Annotated in this window: 12 protein-coding genes; 7 read left to right on the top strand and 5 right to left on the bottom strand. The window is 59.8% G+C overall.

Annotated features, from left to right (window positions below; genetic code table 11):
• Nucleotides 1-40: 40 nt before the first annotated feature.
• The 3 genes from ACVHNU_RS09645 to ACVHNU_RS09635 all read left to right on the top strand — a co-directional run bounded on the left by ACVHNU_RS09645 (nt 41) and on the right by ACVHNU_RS09635 (nt 3213).
• Entirely contained in the window at nt 41-934 is an 894-nt protein-coding gene (locus ACVHNU_RS09645; RefSeq protein WP_473019568.1) for a LysR family transcriptional regulator, read from the top strand.
• A 273-nt stretch (nt 935-1207) separates the two neighbouring features.
• The gene (locus ACVHNU_RS09640) at nt 1208-2674 is read left to right on the top strand and encodes a nucleobase:cation symporter-2 family protein (protein WP_473019567.1); all 1467 of its coding nucleotides are present in this window, start codon (nt 1208-1210) and stop codon (nt 2672-2674) included.
• A 65-nt stretch (nt 2675-2739) separates the two neighbouring features.
• Nucleotides 2740-3213, top strand: coding sequence for an LEA/WHy family protein (locus ACVHNU_RS09635; RefSeq protein WP_226499424.1), 474 nt, complete (start codon nt 2740-2742; stop codon nt 3211-3213).
• A gap of 132 nt (nt 3214-3345) precedes the next feature.
• Here ACVHNU_RS09635 and ACVHNU_RS09630 read toward each other — a convergent pair whose 3' ends face one another.
• Nucleotides 3346-4269: a carbon-nitrogen hydrolase family protein gene (locus tag ACVHNU_RS09630; protein ID WP_473019566.1), complete on the bottom strand. Its 924-nt coding sequence runs from the start codon at nt 4267-4269 to the stop codon at nt 3346-3348.
• Between the two features lie 84 nt (nt 4270-4353).
• Here ACVHNU_RS09630 and ACVHNU_RS09625 point away from each other — a divergent pair, with 84 nt between their 5' ends.
• Complete coding sequence (locus tag ACVHNU_RS09625; RefSeq protein ID WP_473019565.1) at nt 4354-5268, top strand: LysR family transcriptional regulator; 915 nt, start codon at nt 4354-4356, stop codon at nt 5266-5268.
• Nucleotides 5269-5275: 7 nt separating this feature from the next.
• Here ACVHNU_RS09625 and ACVHNU_RS09620 read toward each other — a convergent pair whose 3' ends face one another.
• A complete protein-coding gene (locus ACVHNU_RS09620; protein ID WP_003224595.1) occupies nt 5276-5530 on the bottom strand; it encodes a hypothetical protein in 255 nt (84 codons plus the stop codon).
• A gap of 153 nt (nt 5531-5683) precedes the next feature.
• Between ACVHNU_RS09620 and ACVHNU_RS09615 the strand changes: the two genes are divergently transcribed.
• Nucleotides 5684-6001, top strand: a complete 318-nt coding sequence (locus tag ACVHNU_RS09615) for an ElaB/YgaM/YqjD family protein (RefSeq protein WP_003224594.1) — start codon at nt 5684-5686, stop codon at nt 5999-6001.
• Between the two features lie 166 nt (nt 6002-6167).
• Here ACVHNU_RS09615 and ACVHNU_RS09610 read toward each other — a convergent pair whose 3' ends face one another.
• Nucleotides 6168-7205, bottom strand: coding sequence for an Ldh family oxidoreductase (locus ACVHNU_RS09610; RefSeq protein WP_262141369.1), 1038 nt, complete (start codon nt 7203-7205; stop codon nt 6168-6170).
• Between the two features lie 229 nt (nt 7206-7434).
• Here ACVHNU_RS09610 and ACVHNU_RS09605 point away from each other — a divergent pair, with 229 nt between their 5' ends.
• Nucleotides 7435-12240 carry a hypothetical protein gene (locus tag ACVHNU_RS09605; RefSeq protein ID WP_473019564.1) on the top strand — a complete coding sequence of 1602 codons (4806 nt, stop codon included), beginning with the start codon at nt 7435-7437 and terminating at the stop codon, nt 12238-12240.
• Between the two features lie 55 nt (nt 12241-12295).
• On the opposite strand, the gene ACVHNU_RS09600 is transcribed toward ACVHNU_RS09605, so the two are convergent.
• Nucleotides 12296-12565, bottom strand: coding sequence for a PepSY domain-containing protein (locus ACVHNU_RS09600; protein ID WP_103483325.1), 270 nt, complete (start codon nt 12563-12565; stop codon nt 12296-12298).
• A 152-nt stretch (nt 12566-12717) separates the two neighbouring features.
• Here ACVHNU_RS09600 and ACVHNU_RS09595 point away from each other — a divergent pair, with 152 nt between their 5' ends.
• Nucleotides 12718-13719, top strand: coding sequence for a FecR family protein (locus ACVHNU_RS09595; RefSeq protein ID WP_473019563.1), 1002 nt, complete (start codon nt 12718-12720; stop codon nt 13717-13719).
• Between the two features lie 134 nt (nt 13720-13853).
• Here ACVHNU_RS09595 and ACVHNU_RS09590 read toward each other — a convergent pair whose 3' ends face one another.
• Complete coding sequence (locus ACVHNU_RS09590; protein WP_473019562.1) at nt 13854-16883, bottom strand: cytochrome D1 domain-containing protein; 3030 nt, start codon at nt 16881-16883, stop codon at nt 13854-13856.
• Nucleotides 16884-17027: the final 144 nt, after the last annotated feature.

The following is a 17027-nucleotide window of genomic DNA, read 5'->3' as shown; positions in this document are numbered from 1 at the left end:
TATCAAGTTTGTTAACCTGACTTTATCCCGGAGTAATGTAATGCTCGGTCAGCTTCACGACGTCGATTTGCAGTTGCTGCGCCTGTTTGTGCGGGTCGTGGAATGTGGCGGCTTCAGTGCGGCGCAAGGTGAACTGGGCCTGAGCCAGTCAAGTATCAGCCAGCAAATGGCCAAACTCGAAACCCGCCTCGGCTATCGCCTGTGCAGTCGCGGCAAGGGCGGTTTCAGCGTGACGCCCAAGGGCGAACAGTTGCTGATCGCCATTCGCACGCTGTTCGAATCCATCGAAACCTTCCGTCATCAATCCAACGGCGTTGCCGGACGCTTGATCGGTGAGGTGCGGCTGGGCTTGTCCGAGGCGGTTGATCAGTCGGTGCTGCTGCGGGTGGCGGATGCGATCCGGCGCTTTCGCGAACGCGATGAGTCGGTACGCATCGAGTTGATCAGCGCAATGCCCGGGGAGATGGAGCGTCTGCTGCTGCAACAGCGGCTGGACCTGGCCATCGGTTATTTCTCACAAGTGCAGAGCGCTTTCGATTACCGCGAACTGTTCAGGGAAACCCAACATTTGTATTGCGCGCAGGGGCATCCACTGTTCAGCGTCGATGAGCCGGATGACGCGGCGTTGCAGGCCTGCGACCGGGTGGATCATCCGTATCGGTTCATGCGCAGTGGCGAGCCGTTCCCGGACAAGCGCTTTTCGGCGCGTTCGGAACAGGTCGAAGGCACCCTGGCTTTCATTCTCTCTGGCAAGCACGTCGATTATCTGCCGGATCACTACGCGCGAGTCTGGGAGAACAAGGGCTTGCTGCGCGCGCTGCGGCCTGGGGAATTGAGTTTCGAAGTGGCGTTTCATCTGGCCCGGCATCGAGCGCAGGTGCCGGGGGATGCGCAGAAGGCGTTTGAGGAGGATTTACTCAGCGCGTTTACATGACTTCTAAGCTTTGGTGGCGAGGGAGCTTGCTCCCGCTGGGTTGCGAAGCAGCCCTCTGCATTATCCAGTCAACAGTGTTTTACGACTGCTACGCAGCCGAACGGGAGCAAGCTCCCTCGCCACAACAATGTGTGTCAGTGCGCGTGGGTACCACCAGCACCAATAAAACCTGACCTTTCAGGCAATTTTTGCTCGTTGCCCTCGCCGCCCTCTTCCGGCATCCTGCGCCTCCATTTTCTGACCCGGCCCCGCCTCACGGCGCGCAAAATCACCATGACCGCCTCTGAAAAAGCCCCGCGCAACAACGATCTGATCTACGGCCTCAACGACCGTCCGCACCTCACCGCCACCGTGTTCGCCGCGCTGCAACACGTGCTGGCCAGCTTCGTCGGCATCATCACCCCGACCCTGATCATGGGCGGCGCCCTGGGGCTGCAGAGCGAAATTCCGTACCTGATCAGCATGGCACTGTTCGTCTCGGGCCTCGGCACGTTCGTTCAAGCCAAGCGTTTTGGCCCGATCGGCTCCGGTTTGCTGTGCCTGCAAGGCACCAGTTTTTCCTTCATCAGCGTGATCCTCAGCGCCGGTTTCATGGTCAAGGCCCGAGGCGGCGGCACCGATGAAATTCTCTCGACGATTTTCGGCGTGTGCTTTTTCGCCGCGTTCATCGAAGTGGTGCTGAGCCAGTTCATCGGCAAACTGCGGATGCTGATCACCCCGGTGGTCACGGGCACTATCATCACCTTGATGGGCCTGTCGCTGATCAAAGTGGCGATGACCGACATCGCCGGCGGCTTCGGTGCGGCGGATCTGGGCGCGGCCAGCCATGTGTTTCTGGCGGCGTTGGTGATCGGCACTATCGTTGTGCTGAACCGCGTCGACGTGCCGTTTCTGCGCCTGGGCGCGATCGTCATCGGCCTGACCCTCGGCTACGTGGTCGCGTGGCTGATGGGCACGGTGGATTTCGCCTCGATGCCCGAAGTGCCGCTGGTCAGCGTGCCGGTGCCGTTCAAGTACGGTTTCAATTTCGACTGGGTGGCATTCGTGCCGGTGGCGGTGATCTTCCTCGTTTCGCCGCTGGAAGCGGCCGGTGACCTGACCGCCAACTCGATGATTTCGCGGCAACCGGTCAAAGGCCCACTGTACATCCGCCGGATCAAGTCCGGGTTGCTCGCCGATGGCCTCAACTCGGCCATGGCGGCGGTGTTCAACAGCATGCCGATGGTGACGTTCGCGCAGAACAACGGCGTGATCCAGCTGACCGGCGTGGCCAGTCGCTACGTGGCCTTCTTCATCGCCGGCCTGCTGGTGTTGCTGGGGCTGTTCCCGATGATCGGCGCGGTGCTGCAACTGATGCCAAAACCGGTGCTCGGCGGCGCCGAACTGGTGATGTTCGGCACCGTGGCCGTGGCCGGGATCAAGATCCTCGCCGAGGCCGGCCTGCATCGGCGCAACATGTTGATCGTGGCGATCTCCGTCGGCATGGGCCTGGGCATCGCCGCCGTGCCGGAAGTGCTGCGAGAACTGCCGCAAGCGCTGCGCAACATCTTCGAATCGCCGATCACCGTCGGTGCGTTGTGCGCTATCGTGCTGAATATATTCCTGCCGGAAGAATTCATTGAGCTGGAAGAAGACGATTTCGATCCGGAAGCGTCGATTCTGCAGGTCATGGAAAACCCCGATATGCCGGCCAAAGCTGAACCTGCAACAGCTGCGGCGGTCGCACAGTTGAACCGCTGACGCTGCGCCATGAAAAAAGGGCTGAGCCGGCAACGGTTCAGCCCTTTTTTGTTGAGAGACTGTTTATGCGCCGTGTCCACGCCGTCATCCTGTCCCTGCTGCTGTTGTCCCTGAGCGCCTGCGCGCTGTTTCCCAACCGAGATCCGGTAAACATCAACGTGGTCGGCCTCGAACCGTTGCCGAGTCAGGATCTGGAAGTGCGTTTCGCCCTCAAGTTGCGGGTGCAGAACCCCAACGAAACCGCGATCGACTACACCGGCATCGCCCTGGATCTGGAGGTCAATGGCCGTCCCTTGGCCTCCGGCGTGAGCGATCAGGTCGGCTCGATCCCGCGCTTCTCGGAAACAGTGGTCAGCGTGCCGGTCAGTGTTTCCGCGTTCTCGGTATTGCGCCAGACCCTCGGCCTGAGCCAGACACAAACCCTCGACAACCTGCCCTACGTACTGCGCGGCAAATTGGCCGGCGGGGTGTTCGGCACGATGCGTTTTGTCGACAGTGGCAAGCTGAGTTTGCCGAAAGCCACTGCTGCGACGTGGTAACCCACTAAACACACAAGTCTCCTGTTGAGTGAGCCTGCTCGCGATAGCGTCACGTCAGTCAATAAAGGTGTTGGCTGATCTGACGCTATCGCGAGCAGGCTCACTCCTACAGGTTATGTGTCAGTTCTGAGGTTATGCGGTGAAGCGCACCCCCGGTCTGGCCCGCTCATCGACACTCAGCTCAAACACATCCGGCCGCGCATAGTGGCCGACCACATCGTAGTCATAGCGCGCACGAACCAATTCATTGGTATCAATCTCCGCGGTGAGCAACCCCGCCTCGCCGCGCAATGGTCCGGCCAGTACATCGCCCATCGGCCCGACAATCACGCTGCCCCCGGCAATCAGCGGACGATCCGCCGGCCAGTTGGCAATCTCCACGCCGAGCGCGTTCGGCGAGGCCTGCACCTGACAGGCGCTGACCACAAAGCAGCGGCCCTCGTGGGCGATGTGGCGCATGCTGACCTGCCACATCTCGCGCTCGTCCACGGTCGGCGCACACCAGACTTCAATGCCCTTGGCGTACATCGCCGTGCGCAGCAGCGGCATCATGTTTTCCCAGCAGACCACGGAGCCAAGGCGTCCGACCTGAGTGTCGAGCACCGGCAGCGTCGAGCCATCGCCCTTGCCCCAGATCAGCCGTTCGGTGCCGGTCGGCATCAGTTTGCGATGCTTGGCCACCAGCCCCGCTTGCGGATCGAAATACAGCGCCGTGCAATACAACGTGCTGCCGGCACGCTCGATCACGCCAATCACCAGATTGGCCCCGGTGCGCGCCGCCAAACCGGCCAGCGCCTCGGTTTCTGCCCCCGGCACGTCAATCGCGTTGGCGAAATAACGGGCGTAGGCCTCGCGCCCCTCGGGCAAGCGATAACCCAGTTGCGTGCCGAAGCCCTCGCCTTTCGGATAACCGCCAAGCAACGCCTCCGGCATGACCACCAGCGCCGCGCCGGATTCGATGATCGCGCTTTCCCAACTGAGGATCTGTTCCAGGGTTTCACCCTTGCCACCGGGCAAGGCGCCGATCTGCAGGGCGGCGACGATTGATTTGGGCATTGCAGTCACTCCATCGGGTTCATGTGTTGCCGATTCTGCGGCGGCGCGGGATCATGAATAAAGACCGATTCACTGCTGAATGATATGAGCCAAATGAATATCGCAACCGTCGACCTGAACCTGCTGAAAGTCTTTGAAGCCTTGCATGAAGAATCCAGTGCCAGCCGTGCGGCGCTGCGTCTCGGTGTGACGCAATCGGCGGTCAGCGCAGCGTTGCGCCGCTTGCGCGAGGTGTATGGCGATCAATTGTTCGTGCGCACCGGCCGGGGACTGGCGCCAACGCTCAAGGCCAATCAACTGAAACCGGTGGTCAGCGAAGCGCTGAACAAATGCCGGCAAAGCCTGGCGATGGTCGATCCGGCGGCTCATCACTACGACGGCCGGTCGGTCACCGTGGGCCTGTCGGATGATTTTGAAATTGCCTATGGTCGGCGCCTGATCGAAGCCATCGCTCGCAGCGCGCCCAAGCTGCGGCTGATCTTCCGTCAGACCCACAGCCAGATCGTCGCGCGCGCGCTGATGGAGCGCAGCATCGACCTGGCGATCACCGCCGGTGGGTTCGCCGAACGTCTGCTCAGCCGTCAGGTGCTGGGTGAAGGGGATTATGCGTGCCTGGTCGATCCGGGCAGTCTGACGCCCGGTCAACAGAGCATCGATTTGCCGGAGTTCGTTGCCCGCGAGCACATTCTGGTGTCTTCGGGCGGTTTTATCGGCATCACCGATGAAGGCCTGGCGGCGCTGGGCCTGAGCCGGCGGGTCTGCGCGTCGACCACGCACTTTGCCGCGTTGCCGCACCTGCTCAAGGGCAGCGGCGCGGTGGCAACCATCCCGAGCCACGCCGCCAGAGCCATTGCCGAGCTCAGCGGGCTGGCGCTGCTGCCCTGCCCGCTGGCGTTGCTGCGCTACCCGATCGAGCTGGGCTGGCGCACCAGCACGCAGATCGATCCGGTGGTGATCAAGGTGCGCGAGGCGATTGTCGGGTGTTTCAACAGCGACTGACGCGCTGTTACTTGTTGGCCGCCATCAGTCGATTGACCTCACTGCGCACCATGTTGGCGAATTCCGGCGGGGACATGCCATCAAGCTCGGCGCGTACCCACTCGGCCCATTTGCCCTTGCGCTTGGAGCGTTCGCCAAACAACCGCGCGGCTTCGCCTTTGGCTTTGCCCAGATTGTTCTGCCAGAGTTCGAACAGACGGGATTTCTCGTCTTCCAGCGCAGCGCGCTCGGCGAGGGATTTGTCGGCCAGATTGAAACTCATGGGGAAATACCTGCTGCGTAAAATGGCGACATCTTACACGCTCAACGGAAATCTCCCGCGCAGGTTTTTCTTTCGCACCTAAAATCAGTGCAACTTTTCAGTCAGCGCCACACTCCATTAATCACTGTTCATCCATCTGCAAGGAGTCACCCAATGGCCCGCAAATCCCGCGTGCAAGCTGCCGAAGACCAAATCAAGGATCAGGCATTCAGCGAACTTCAGGCGCTGATCGAAGAGTCCGACAAACTGCTCAAGAGCAGCGCCTCCCTGGTCGGCGAGGAAGCCGAAACCCTGCGCGGCCAAATCGCCCTGAAGCTGCAACAGGCACTGGATTCCGTGTCGAGCGTGCGTGAGCGCACCAAACCGGCGGTCGAAGCCACTGAAAGCTACATTGGCGGCCATCCGTGGCAAACCGTGGCGATTTCCGCCGGTTTTGGCCTGGTCGTAGGCTTGTTGCTCGGTCGTCGTTAAGTGACATTTGCCTGATCCCATTCTGTGGGATCAGGCAGTAAACCTGTGGCGAGGGAGCTTGCTCCCGCTGGACTGCGCAGCAGTCCCCCTATTCTCAAGTAGACAAAGGGGGCAGCTTCGCAATCCGGCGGGAGCAAGCTCCCTCGCCACATTGGTTATCTGACAATTATTCCCCGGCCAACTCCCGCAACTGCCCCAGCGTCTGCTCATCCAGCACAATCCCTTCCGCCAGCGACCGTGCGCGCTGCAAATGCCGACGATCACCCGGCAAGCGCTTCAACCCTACCCCATGCATCTGCCGCACCAGCTCCTGACTGCGCTCGGCAAAACTCTGTCCGGCGGATTTGCTCGGATCGATGACGATCAGCAGCTGCCCAGTCCACGGGGTCTTGGCGCCGGGATGGTTCGACCAGTCGAACTCGAAGGAAAAATTGCCGCCCGTCAACGCAGCCGCCAGCAACTCGACCATCATCGACAGCGCCGAACCTTTGTGGCCGCCAAACGGCAATAGTGCGCCCCCCTCAAGAATCGCTTTCGGATCCTGGGTCGCCTGACCGAGACTGTCCACGCCCATCCCGGCAGGCAACCGTTCACCCTTGCGCGCCGCAATCTGTACGTCGCCATGAGCGATAGCGCTGGTCGCCAGATCGAAAACAATCGGCGCGCCACCGGCCCGGGGCGCAGCGAAGGCAATCGGATTGGTGCCGAACAGCGGCCGGTCGGCGCCATGCGGCACCACGCAGGTCATGCTGTTGACCACGCTGAGCGCCACCAGCCCCTCATCCGCGAAAGGCTCGACATCCGGCCACAGCGCCGCAAAGTGGTGGGAATTACGAATCGCCAACACCGCGATCCCGGCATTGCGCGCCTTTTCCACCAGCAGCGGCCGAGCGGCGGCCAGCGCTGGCTGGGCGAAACCGTTGCCGGCATCGACCCGCACAAAACCGGGGGCAACGTCCTCGACTTGCGGCACCGCCTGACCATTGACCCAACCGCTGTTGAGCGTCGAGACATAGCCGGGAATGCGGAACACGCCATGACTGTGCGCACCGTCGCGTTCGGCACTGGCGCAGTTGGCAGCCAGGGTGCGGGCGACGGACGCCGACGTTCCATGGCGCAGAAAAATCTTTTCAAGCAGATGCGTCAGCGCTTCGAGCGAGAGCGTGGACGCAGGAGAAGACACGGATTCGTGTGGCGCAGACATCTGAAGCTCCAGACTAATTATTGGAGGGAACAACAGCGTACGAACAGCTTGCTCACCGATTAACCACGTCCGGTACGGGTGCTGTCAACCATTGCGGTGCAGCGCGACGCAGCCAGCACATTTGCATGTCGCCTGTGCGGTAACTATGTACCACCTTAGTCACCCGTTCGGCTTTTAGGCTGGCGTCTCAATTCACCGGTGCCCCCAAGGGTGCCCTGATCGAGACGCGATGATGCCCGTACCTGCTCCCCCGCTGCTGTTCTGCTCTTTTTTGGATTCACCTGGACTGTGGCCTGCGCTGGGCACTGCCCATGGGCTGTCGTCGCAGGATTTCCGGTGGCTGACGCACGCGCAACTCTCGACCCATCTGTTACGCAACCAGCAAACCCCGCCGATGCTGGCTCACCGCATCCTGCTCGACAGCGAAGACCCGCCCAGCGTAACCCTGGCCGGCAGTTTCATTCTCAGCCCCACGCCGGAGGATCGCGGCTTCATGTTGTACACGCCGTTTGACGGCCTGAAGAAATTCGACACCTTCCGCGCCGTGACCGAACACCTCGAAGAGCGAGTCAATCAGGCCGACGAAGCGGATCGATTGCTGGCATTTCTGGCCGTGTCACAGCGCAAGCGCCTGCTGGAGAAAGGCCGTATCAGCGTGAATTACCAGCTCATCGAGGGCGACATATTCGACGAGCAACGGAGCGCCATCGAGCACTGTCAGCAGCTCAACGCCCAGTCCTTGCTCCATGAACTGCTCAATCTGCCTGGCTTGGGAACCTTGCTTGAAACGCTTCTCGACCAGCAACTGAGCCCCCGGATGCCCGGCGCGGATCAAGCACAAACGCAGGTCAGCTTCTACGCCGGCACCGCTCCCGGTGATCAGGGACACCGGCTCGACACCTTGTCACTGGCCAACGCGGTGCTCCGGCACTATCGTCACCCCGGCTGGGCGCAGGGCCAGACGCACAGGTTTTCCAACCCGCGCCGACCTGCGCTGGCCAGCGATCAGACGCATTGGGAACAGGCGGTCAAAACCGTCTCCGGCAAACTGCTGGTGCTGCTCTATCAACACCTTGAGCAATACTGGAATGACGCTTGCGCAGACGGCATGCCGCGCCGCAGCCTGTTCAGTCAAACGATCCGGCAACAGGCCCTGGCCGACATTCTGCTCAAACGCGAAGCCGGGATCATCGAGGCCGAAAAATTCGACAGCCTGCTGACCTGGATCGAAGCGAAAGAGCACCCCGGGCGGCGTGCCAGCCTGGAAACGGTGCGTCTGTGGGAATACCAGGCCAACTTCGTCGAACTGGCCGGCTCGCTCATGATCAGCCAAACCGATGCCTGCCTTTACACCCCTTCCCATGGCTTGCAGATCCTCAAGGACTACGGCGATCTCAAGGACACCTTGCTCGCCAAATTCGCCAGTACCGGGCACGAAGACGAGCTCTATGGCTTGCTGAACCTGGAGGAGCGCCAGCGTTTCCTCGGCTTCGACAAGCCCCATGTGTCCGGCGAAATGATCGCCGGCGACATCTTCAGCGTGCTGTTCGAGGGCATCATCACCAAGCAGCGACAGAACATCGAATATGCCTTGCAGGTGTTCCGCCACAGCGACGATACGGTGAACATTCCCGCGCTGTTCGACAAGGCGCTGGACATCCGCTCGATGATCCATGATCGCTTGCTGGCCCTCGATACCCGTGGGCGCTGGAGCACCCGACCAGTGCTCGGCGGCAGCCAGTTACCGTCAATGCTGCTGGCCGACGCTGCTGCAGCCGAAGTCAGGAAATTCGCCAGTATCCTGCCGTCAATCAGCAGCCGTTTCGCCGCGCAGCCAATTGGCTCGCAAGTCCTGCAACGCCGCTATCTGCAACAGCTCATGCAGCAGTTTGCGCACACGCTGTTCGTCGGTGTTTGTGGTGAGGCACGCTTGCGCGTACTCGACGGCAGCCTGAGTCGCCAGGTCCAGGCCATCCTCGACACCGTATTCGACCCCGCTCTGGCGGATCGCGCCCAGCGCCGCGGACTCAATGGTTTCCGCCCCGATGCCTGGTCGCTGACTTTGTTCGGCAGTGGCCAGACAGAGGCGCTGCCATTGGCCAGCTGCGTTCTGCTGACGGAACGCGGCGGCCTCGATGAGCAACACTCGGGATGTGCGGTGCTGTGGACGCCGGCGATGGGCCTGGAAGCCTTCAGCTCCGTCGACAGTGCCCGCAAGGCCCTGGACCGGCGCTTGCGCAATCCGGAAAAACGCCAGGTACTGCTGGAAAACCTCTCGCCGCTGCATGAGGGTTTGCATCAGGACTATCGCCTCGGTCCTTTGCACCTGATTACCGGCAATGTCCTGCAGGATCGCGTGCAAACGGCGATCAAGCAGTTTCTCGAGCGCTGTGATCGGCTCCGTCAACTGAAGTTGTCCGCGCTCAAGCAGGAGCAGGCGCTGAAATCCCTGGCCGAGATCCCGATCAACACCAATCTGGAGCGGGCCAGTGCGTTGGCCCGGGCGCTCGGCGAGCGGCACTCCCTGCCCGGCTGGCTGGGCATGGCCTCGCTTGAGGAGCAGCAGTTGCACCTGGAGCTGCTGGAACAATGGCGCGCCAGCGTCAGCGATGACAAGGATTACCTGCATGCCTTGCCGACCGTGCGCGGGCACATTCAGCAGACCCTCACCACCCTGTTGGGCGCCCGGTTCCAGGCGCACAACCTCGATCCCGAGCAAGTGCGGATCATCCCGGCCCTGACCCTGGCCGGCCCAAACATGAGCCTCACCGATTTCGCCTTGAACTACAGCCACATCGCCCAGCACATCGCGTTTACCGTGGCCTCGAACACCACCGCTGTGCTGCCGACTGGCCTCGACCGTCAGGCAGTCAGGAGCCTATTGCTGTCCCTGGACATTCCCACGACATTCGCCAGCAAGATCACGACCGCCCTGTCCACCACCGACACCGAGGCCGAACAGCGCCAACAGCGTTTTCTGCGCCAAGTACCGTGGCAACTGCTGCAACATGCCCATCAGTTGAAACTGCAGCAGCGTCTGTCTGCTGCCGCCTACGGGCTGATCGCCCAAGTGCTCGACATGCCGGACGCCATCGCCCGCGCCACGGTGCAAGGTGCCCATGCGCTGATCCGCCCGCTGGAGCTGATCAAAACCGGCGGCGCGGCGGCGGTCAAAGCCCTGGACATGTACCTGATCGGCCCGGGCGCCGGCCATGTCGGACCGTTGGTGCTCTATACGCCGTATCACGGTGAACAGGCCTTCAGCGAGTTCGAGAACGAAGCCGCGCTGATCGCCGCACTGAACATTCCGGGCGCCCTCCAAGACCTGTTGTTACGGCGTTTGCCGCAGGCTCAGCAGTCGATCTTCAAGGCGTTATTCAGCAGCAGTGTCGGCCAGACCAGTGAAATGACCCTGGCGTCGAATCCGATTCAGGGCAACCTGCTGCGGCAGCTGTTCAGCGACAATCTCGCGTTGCTGCCCAAATTGCTCGCCAGCCACGCCCAGCCTTCGGCGCAGGAGGACTGGGAGGCGGCGAAAAACCTGTTCAGCAAGGGGATCAAACTGATCTGGGGCCTGCTCCCGGGCAAACTGGCTTATGTGCAGTTTCTCTGGCAAAGCTTCAAGGACTTCATGACCTCGGCCGAGGCGTTGCAGGATCACCACTGGAAGCTTGCACTCGAGGCGTTCATCGCTGGCACAGTGCAGATGGTTTCCCTCGGACGCCTGTCACTGGAGTCGACCCTCGAGGCCCGGGCGCTGACGCCGTCGGCTCCACAGCCCAGCGTGCTCAGTGCGCCGGATCTGCAACACATCCACACCACTGACCCGCTACGCACTTCGCTGCAACCCTTCGAGGCAACGGACGTTGCGCTCAAGGACCTGACGCCGGTGGCGGCGAACGGCACCTATACCGATCTTGCGACGCGGCAGACCTATGCGCCTGTGGCCGGAAAAGTCTATCCCGTGGAGAAGCCGGGCGCGGTCTGGCAAATCAAGGGCGCGGAACAGCCAGGCCCGGTGCTGCAACACACCACGTCAGGCAAACTGGTGCTGGACCCGGATCGACATACGGTGCATCTGGGCAAGGCCATGTCGAAAATGTACAACCGCTACGCCAACGATCGCGAACGCCGGATCTGGCTGAACATCGAGGCTCAGGGCATGGAACAGATCCGCGCCCGCCACCCGGACAAGGCACGCATGCTCACCGAGGCCGTCGATCTGGCACGGTTCTACGCGTTCAACTGCCTGCACAATCTGGCGCAGCAAAGGCACCAGGGCAGCGGCACTCGCCTGGATACGTTCCTCAAGTCGTTCTTCGATGCGCAACAGATCGATACCGCCATTCTCGACAAGCTCAAACAGGCCATCGTGCCGGTCTGCAAGGCGTTGGTGGACCCCACCGAGGATCTGCTGGACGGTGATCGTTTTGTCGTCGGCTCAAACCGCTATCGCAATACCGGCCTGATTGCTTTTGTGCTGGATGACGACTCGCGCAAGCAGGTGCATTTCACCGAGAAGTTTTTCCATCAGGATCTGGACTGGTACAAGGTCGGCCTGACTGAGCCGTTCAATGTCGAAGGGCATGCACGGGCTTCGACGTTGATCCATGAACTGGCCCATCAGGCCAACAAGGCCGTGGACATCGCCAGCCTCGAGGCCCGGCGCCCGTTCGTTGACCTGATTTCCACGGTGACCGGCTACGGCGCGGCCATGAAGCACAACCAGACCCGATTCCAGCGCGAGGCCTTGTCACTGGGCACGCCGCGCGAAGAGCTGTTCTCGCGCTGGAGTGACGAATTTCAGGAGTGGCTCAGCCTGGATGAAATCCCGGGCCTTGCGCATGTCGGCAAGGAAATTCTCAAGGTCACGCGCAGCCCCACCATAGAGGAGGCACGAACGGCATTCCTCGACCCGGCGAACCCGCACCCGCGCATCGACACGATCTTGCGCAACGCCGATTCGATCGCCTTTCTGATTTGCGAGATAGGACGGCAACTCGACCCGGTCGCCAACCCCGGCAGCGTGCCCTGAAAATGAAAAATGCGCAGGCCTGAGCAGCCTGCGCATGGTTTATTGACCGTGGAAATCAGTCTTTCTGATCGCGCAGTACGTTGCCCGACGCGCCATCGATACGGAATTCATAAACAGAGCCATCCGCCTTGCGGCCCTCACCTTTCCAGTAGCCATCGTTGTCTGCTTCGATCTCATAGACTTCGACGTAACCGGCCTTGGTCTTCACGATCTCGATCGCCTTTTCGATGGTGACCCAGCCCGCACCGGGACGATCGGCCATCGCGGCACCGGCACTGAACAAGGCAGCAGTGGCAACAACAGCGGCAAAGGTTTTTTTGATCATTTTTTCACTCCATTTGTGGATGATGTTCGTCGGATGTCCTGTTTTTGGGCGTCTGACGGAAAAATAAGTTCCACTTTGATGGGCAATTGCCATGATGGATGTTCTCGGCGCGTTGCCCGCAAGGTTAGAATGCAGCAAATCAGGACGAGTCAATGACCCAAGAATCCCTCTCGGAAGCCGAATACGATGCGATCACCGATGCCGCCGCGCACTGGTGCATGCGTCTGCACGCTGCCGACTGCTCCGCCGAGGAGCGTCTGGCTTTCGAGCAATGGCGCGATGCTCATCCGCTGCATGCGTTCGAATATGAAGCCATGCTGGAAATCTGGGACGTTGCCGAACACTTGCCGCGTCCGCAGCCGCCCCCGAGTGTGCCGCTGAACAAACCGGTCCCGGCCTGGCGTCGCCATGCCATCGCCGCCAGCGTCTGCGCCCTCGCATTACCGCTGGCCGCCTACAGCGGTTGGAACCTCGGCTGGCTGCCCAACAGCTATCAGCACTTCGAAGCCAGCGACAATGTTCGTCAGGTGACCCTGAAGGACGGCAGTCAGGTCGAGCTCAACCTCAACACCGAACTGACCTTCAGCAACTACAAGGATGAGCGCCGGGTCACGCTGAAAAAGGGCGAAGCGTTTTTCGAAGTCAGCCACGATCTCAGCCACCCGTTCGTGGTCCGAGCCGCCGAAGGCAAGATCCGCGTGACCGGTACCCGCTTCAATGTCTGGCTCTATGAAGATCAGGTGCGGGTCAACCTGATTGAAGGCTCGGTACTGGTCACCAGTAACACGGCATTGCCCGGCGACGGCCTGCGCCTCGGCCCGTCGATGCAGGCGCAGTACCGGCATGGCGACTACACGCCACAGATCAGCCAGACCTACGACAATGACAGTTCACTGGCCTGGCGCAGCGGCAAACTGGTCCTCGACAACCTGGCACTGAACGACGCCTTGCCGCTGATCAATCGCTACCTGAACAAACCGCTGAAACTGGCTGACGCCAACACCGGCGCGATCCGCGTCGGCGGCGTCTACAACATCAAAGAACTGAGCGGCCTCGTCAACACCCTGCCCAAAGTGCTGCCGGTGTACCTGACGCGCAACACTGAGGGTGATCCGGTGATCAACTCGATGCCACGAAACCCGCCGAAGACCTGAGTTGGCTTGTTGGAGAAGAAAACTGTATGTGTTGCCATATACAGTTATTTTTTTCATTACTTCTTTTAAAGATAGTTAGTAAAACGCGACTTAACCACACCACGCACTAAATCCAATTACACACAGCAGCCCCTCTAACCGACTGCAATGATTTCAACTCCCCCAGTATGGTGAGCCACCACAATACGGGAGCTATCTGGAGTAACGGCCATGCCGTCTCCGCGCGCCTTGAGTCGAATGCTGCCAATCAAAGTTTGACTTTCTACATCAATTACGTAAATCGTTGCAGTGCCAATTACATAGACGCGTTTCCCATCAGGACTTACAACCGTTTCCCGTCCACCACCACCTCCGCCACCTGTGCGAATCTGTTTGATTTGTACCATTTTCTTCGCATCAATAACGGTGACCGTCGTATCGTTGGAGCCAACATAAATATATAAGCCATCTGCGGTTATTGCGAGTGATTTGGGATACTCGCACGTTGAAATATTACCTATTTCTTTTGAATCTACTAGATCAATGACTTTCAACATGGAATTGTGATAGTCAGTCAAAAAGGCACGTGTCTTGTCTGGACTAACAGCAACATCCATATATGTAATCGATACTGGAATTGATTTAACTATGCGCAGAATATCAACATCAACTACAGCAAGTAGACCTGGCGCAGAACTATTCTTTATGCATGCAAGCCTACCATCTTGACTGAGCGCCATATGATATGGCCTCTCCCCAACGGGCACAGTCTGAATGACAGTGAGCGTTGCCGTGTCGATGACTGACATGTTATGGCTATCCCCATTGCAAACATAGACGCGGCTACCGTCGGGGCTGACAGCAATCCCTTGCATTGGCGTATTCCCTACACCAATACGCTTGATAACAGTCTGCTGGACGAGATCGATAACTATAACTGCGTCGCCAGCAATATGACTTACATAGGCACGCGTACCATCCGGGCTAATGGCAACCCCACCCAAATTATTGCCAACATTGATAATTCCCTCCGGGATAGACACGACTTTAAACTCCCGAGGCGGCTCCGAAACCTCCCCCTCCCCATACAACGCCTTCGCAGTCAAAGAATGCTCGCCCAGTGCCAGGGTCACGAATTCACTCCAGACTCCCGCGTCAGAAACATCAGCCGTGGCTATCACGCTCCCGCCATCCAGAATCTGCACCTGTTTCAGCGCAGCCCCTGTACCGATTACTTTGACGCGTACGGCCGCCGTACTTCCCCCAGGTGGAATGGAAACCCCTCCAGCTTCCACATCACTGATAACCGGCTTTTCGTTCCCAACCGTTTTAACCGTATAAACCCGCACCGGAAAAGCCGTCGCTGTCACACTGTTCGCCACCCCGTCCAGATTCACCTTGAACACGATCCGCAACGAACTGCCATCCTTCAACGTCTTCAGCCAGGCCAGCGGCAGCACACGGCTGAAACCGTCTGCGGAATCATTTGGCTCACCGGCGCGATCTCGATGAATGACCTCCTTGTCGTCCTTGTCCCTGCCCACATATTCCAGCCACACCGGCTGGTCTTTGACTTGCAACAGCCACGCGCTCACCAGCAGTCGGTCGGTATCCTGCAGTTTGCTCACGTCCAGTTCTCTGGCGGTGTATTGCTCAACAACAGGCATGGACAAACGAGGATCTTCATCGACAATTTTCAACACACTGAAGGTCGCCGCCGGTGACTTGCCGATCTGACTGTTGTTGCGGTTGAGGTTCCACAGCAGGTCGAAGGTCTTGCCTTGCAGCGCCGCGAGCAGTACCGGGGTCAGCACGTTGTTGACCCGTTTATTGCTATTGAACGCCACCAATGGAAATACCGGCCAACCAGGTGGCAGGTCCTTGAGCACGAGTCGTGCCCGGTCCCCGTCCAGCGCCTCAAGGAATTGAATGCGCGCGGTCACCCCGTCCGGGGACGCCAATGGGTCGATCGGCTCGACCGCCGGCACCAGAAACGGTGGCAGCAATTTATCCGTTGTTCCTCCGATCACTTGCGCTGAGGCCGGTCTGGACACACCGACCAGTTCGCCATCAGGCTTACGCAACTCATAGGTCACCGTCACGCTGCTGTCGGCAATCACCTTGGCGTTGGGTACTTCGAGAATGCAAAGTAGCTTTTCTTCGGACTCGTCGACCTCCACTGTGCCGCGGACGTCCACGACAACGTCCGGCTGGCCGGGCAATTTCGCGGTGTAGGTCGCTACAACGCCGTAGCCCACGACGAAGCGCGTGTCCGTGGTTACGATGATCAGCAGCAGCGGTTGGCCCGCCAGTTTCACCAACTCGATGATGCTGGCGTCATCCTCGGGCAGGTCTTCCATTCTTTCCAGCAGGATCGCCATCGGTAGACGCAAACCATCCAGATCCTCCTCCACAGTCACGACCGGCGAGCATGGTGCTTCAGTATCCGGACCGTTGCCGAGCTGGTCAGTAACAGTGAAGGAAAAATTCAGCTTGTGATCCTCTTGCCTCGCGTGGTCGAGGTAGATGCGTTCCACTGTGAAACAGAACGTGATCGGCACTTCAGAACCGGGATTCGGCGGTTGAGGCGCTTGATACGGGCCAACATCGACCTCGAGGACTTCGTCGTTACACTTCAGTCTGATGCGATCGTAGGCCCGGCAATACGGGTAGGCGACGCAGATCTCGGCACTGGCAAAGTCGGGGCCGACCCCATTCTTTATCGAGTCGGGCAGCAACAACTGCAGCTCGGAGTGGCCACCGGGCACGGTCGACAGTTCCTTCCCACCGGGGCGGATTCGGTTGTAAAGAGCCGCCAGCGGTTCGGATGTACCGATGCTGTCGCTGCCACGAATGACCTCACAAGACAAACCGTTGACCTTGTCCGGATGTAAACGCTCCTCGGGAATGCGCAGGGTCAGCATCTTATCGGGATCGCGTACAGGCTCGCGGTCGAGGACTTCGGCTTCGCCCTCGAGCCACAGGAGAACGATGTCGTTCACCTCCCAGGGATCGCCTCCTGGCGGCGGATCTACCTCGACATAAGCGACCTCTCCATCGGCTACACGTTCAAGTGCGGCCAGCGGCACACCAATTTCCGCTCCGATGACTGGCTTGGTCTGCCCCTTGATTCTCAGTGGTTCGAATTGACCAGCGGTCTTGCCGGAGGAATGAGATGTGGCCATGGACGAAGCTCCTGTTGAAGGAAGATCCGCCTCATCAGAACGCTTTTTTGCGGACTGCGCACCTGTCAGATCTGACAGGTGCTATCAGATTTTCGACGAATGGCAGTGATGTCCTTCACAAAAAAGCCGCTGCCCCATCCCTGG

The sequence above is a fragment of the Pseudomonas sp. Ors-4-3C genome (assembly GCF_055755035.1).
This window is presented reverse-complemented; position numbering and strand designations above follow the sequence as displayed.

Excerpts from the sequence above, each read along its gene's own strand:
- ACVHNU_RS09645 (WP_473019568.1), top strand. The coding sequence starts at position 41 with ATGCTCGGTCAGCTTCACGACGTCGATTTGCAGTTGCTGCGCCTGTTT.
- ACVHNU_RS09640 (WP_473019567.1), top strand. The coding sequence starts at position 1,208 with ATGACCGCCTCTGAAAAAGCCCCGCGCAACAACGATCTGATCTACGGC.
- ACVHNU_RS09635 (WP_226499424.1), top strand. The coding sequence starts at position 2,740 with ATGCGCCGTGTCCACGCCGTCATCCTGTCCCTGCTGCTGTTGTCCCTG.
- ACVHNU_RS09630 (WP_473019566.1), bottom strand. The coding sequence starts at position 4,269 with ATGCCCAAATCAATCGTCGCCGCCCTGCAGATCGGCGCCTTGCCCGGT.
- ACVHNU_RS09625 (WP_473019565.1), top strand. The coding sequence starts at position 4,354 with ATGAGCCAAATGAATATCGCAACCGTCGACCTGAACCTGCTGAAAGTC.
- ACVHNU_RS09620 (WP_003224595.1), bottom strand. The coding sequence starts at position 5,530 with ATGAGTTTCAATCTGGCCGACAAATCCCTCGCCGAGCGCGCTGCGCTG.
- ACVHNU_RS09615 (WP_003224594.1), top strand. The coding sequence starts at position 5,684 with ATGGCCCGCAAATCCCGCGTGCAAGCTGCCGAAGACCAAATCAAGGAT.
- ACVHNU_RS09610 (WP_262141369.1), bottom strand. The coding sequence starts at position 7,205 with ATGTCTGCGCCACACGAATCCGTGTCTTCTCCTGCGTCCACGCTCTCG.
- ACVHNU_RS09605 (WP_473019564.1), top strand. The coding sequence starts at position 7,435 with ATGATGCCCGTACCTGCTCCCCCGCTGCTGTTCTGCTCTTTTTTGGAT.
- ACVHNU_RS09600 (WP_103483325.1), bottom strand. The coding sequence starts at position 12,565 with ATGATCAAAAAAACCTTTGCCGCTGTTGTTGCCACTGCTGCCTTGTTC.
- ACVHNU_RS09595 (WP_473019563.1), top strand. The coding sequence starts at position 12,718 with ATGACCCAAGAATCCCTCTCGGAAGCCGAATACGATGCGATCACCGAT.
- ACVHNU_RS09590 (WP_473019562.1), bottom strand. The coding sequence starts at position 16,883 with ATGGCCACATCTCATTCCTCCGGCAAGACCGCTGGTCAATTCGAACCA.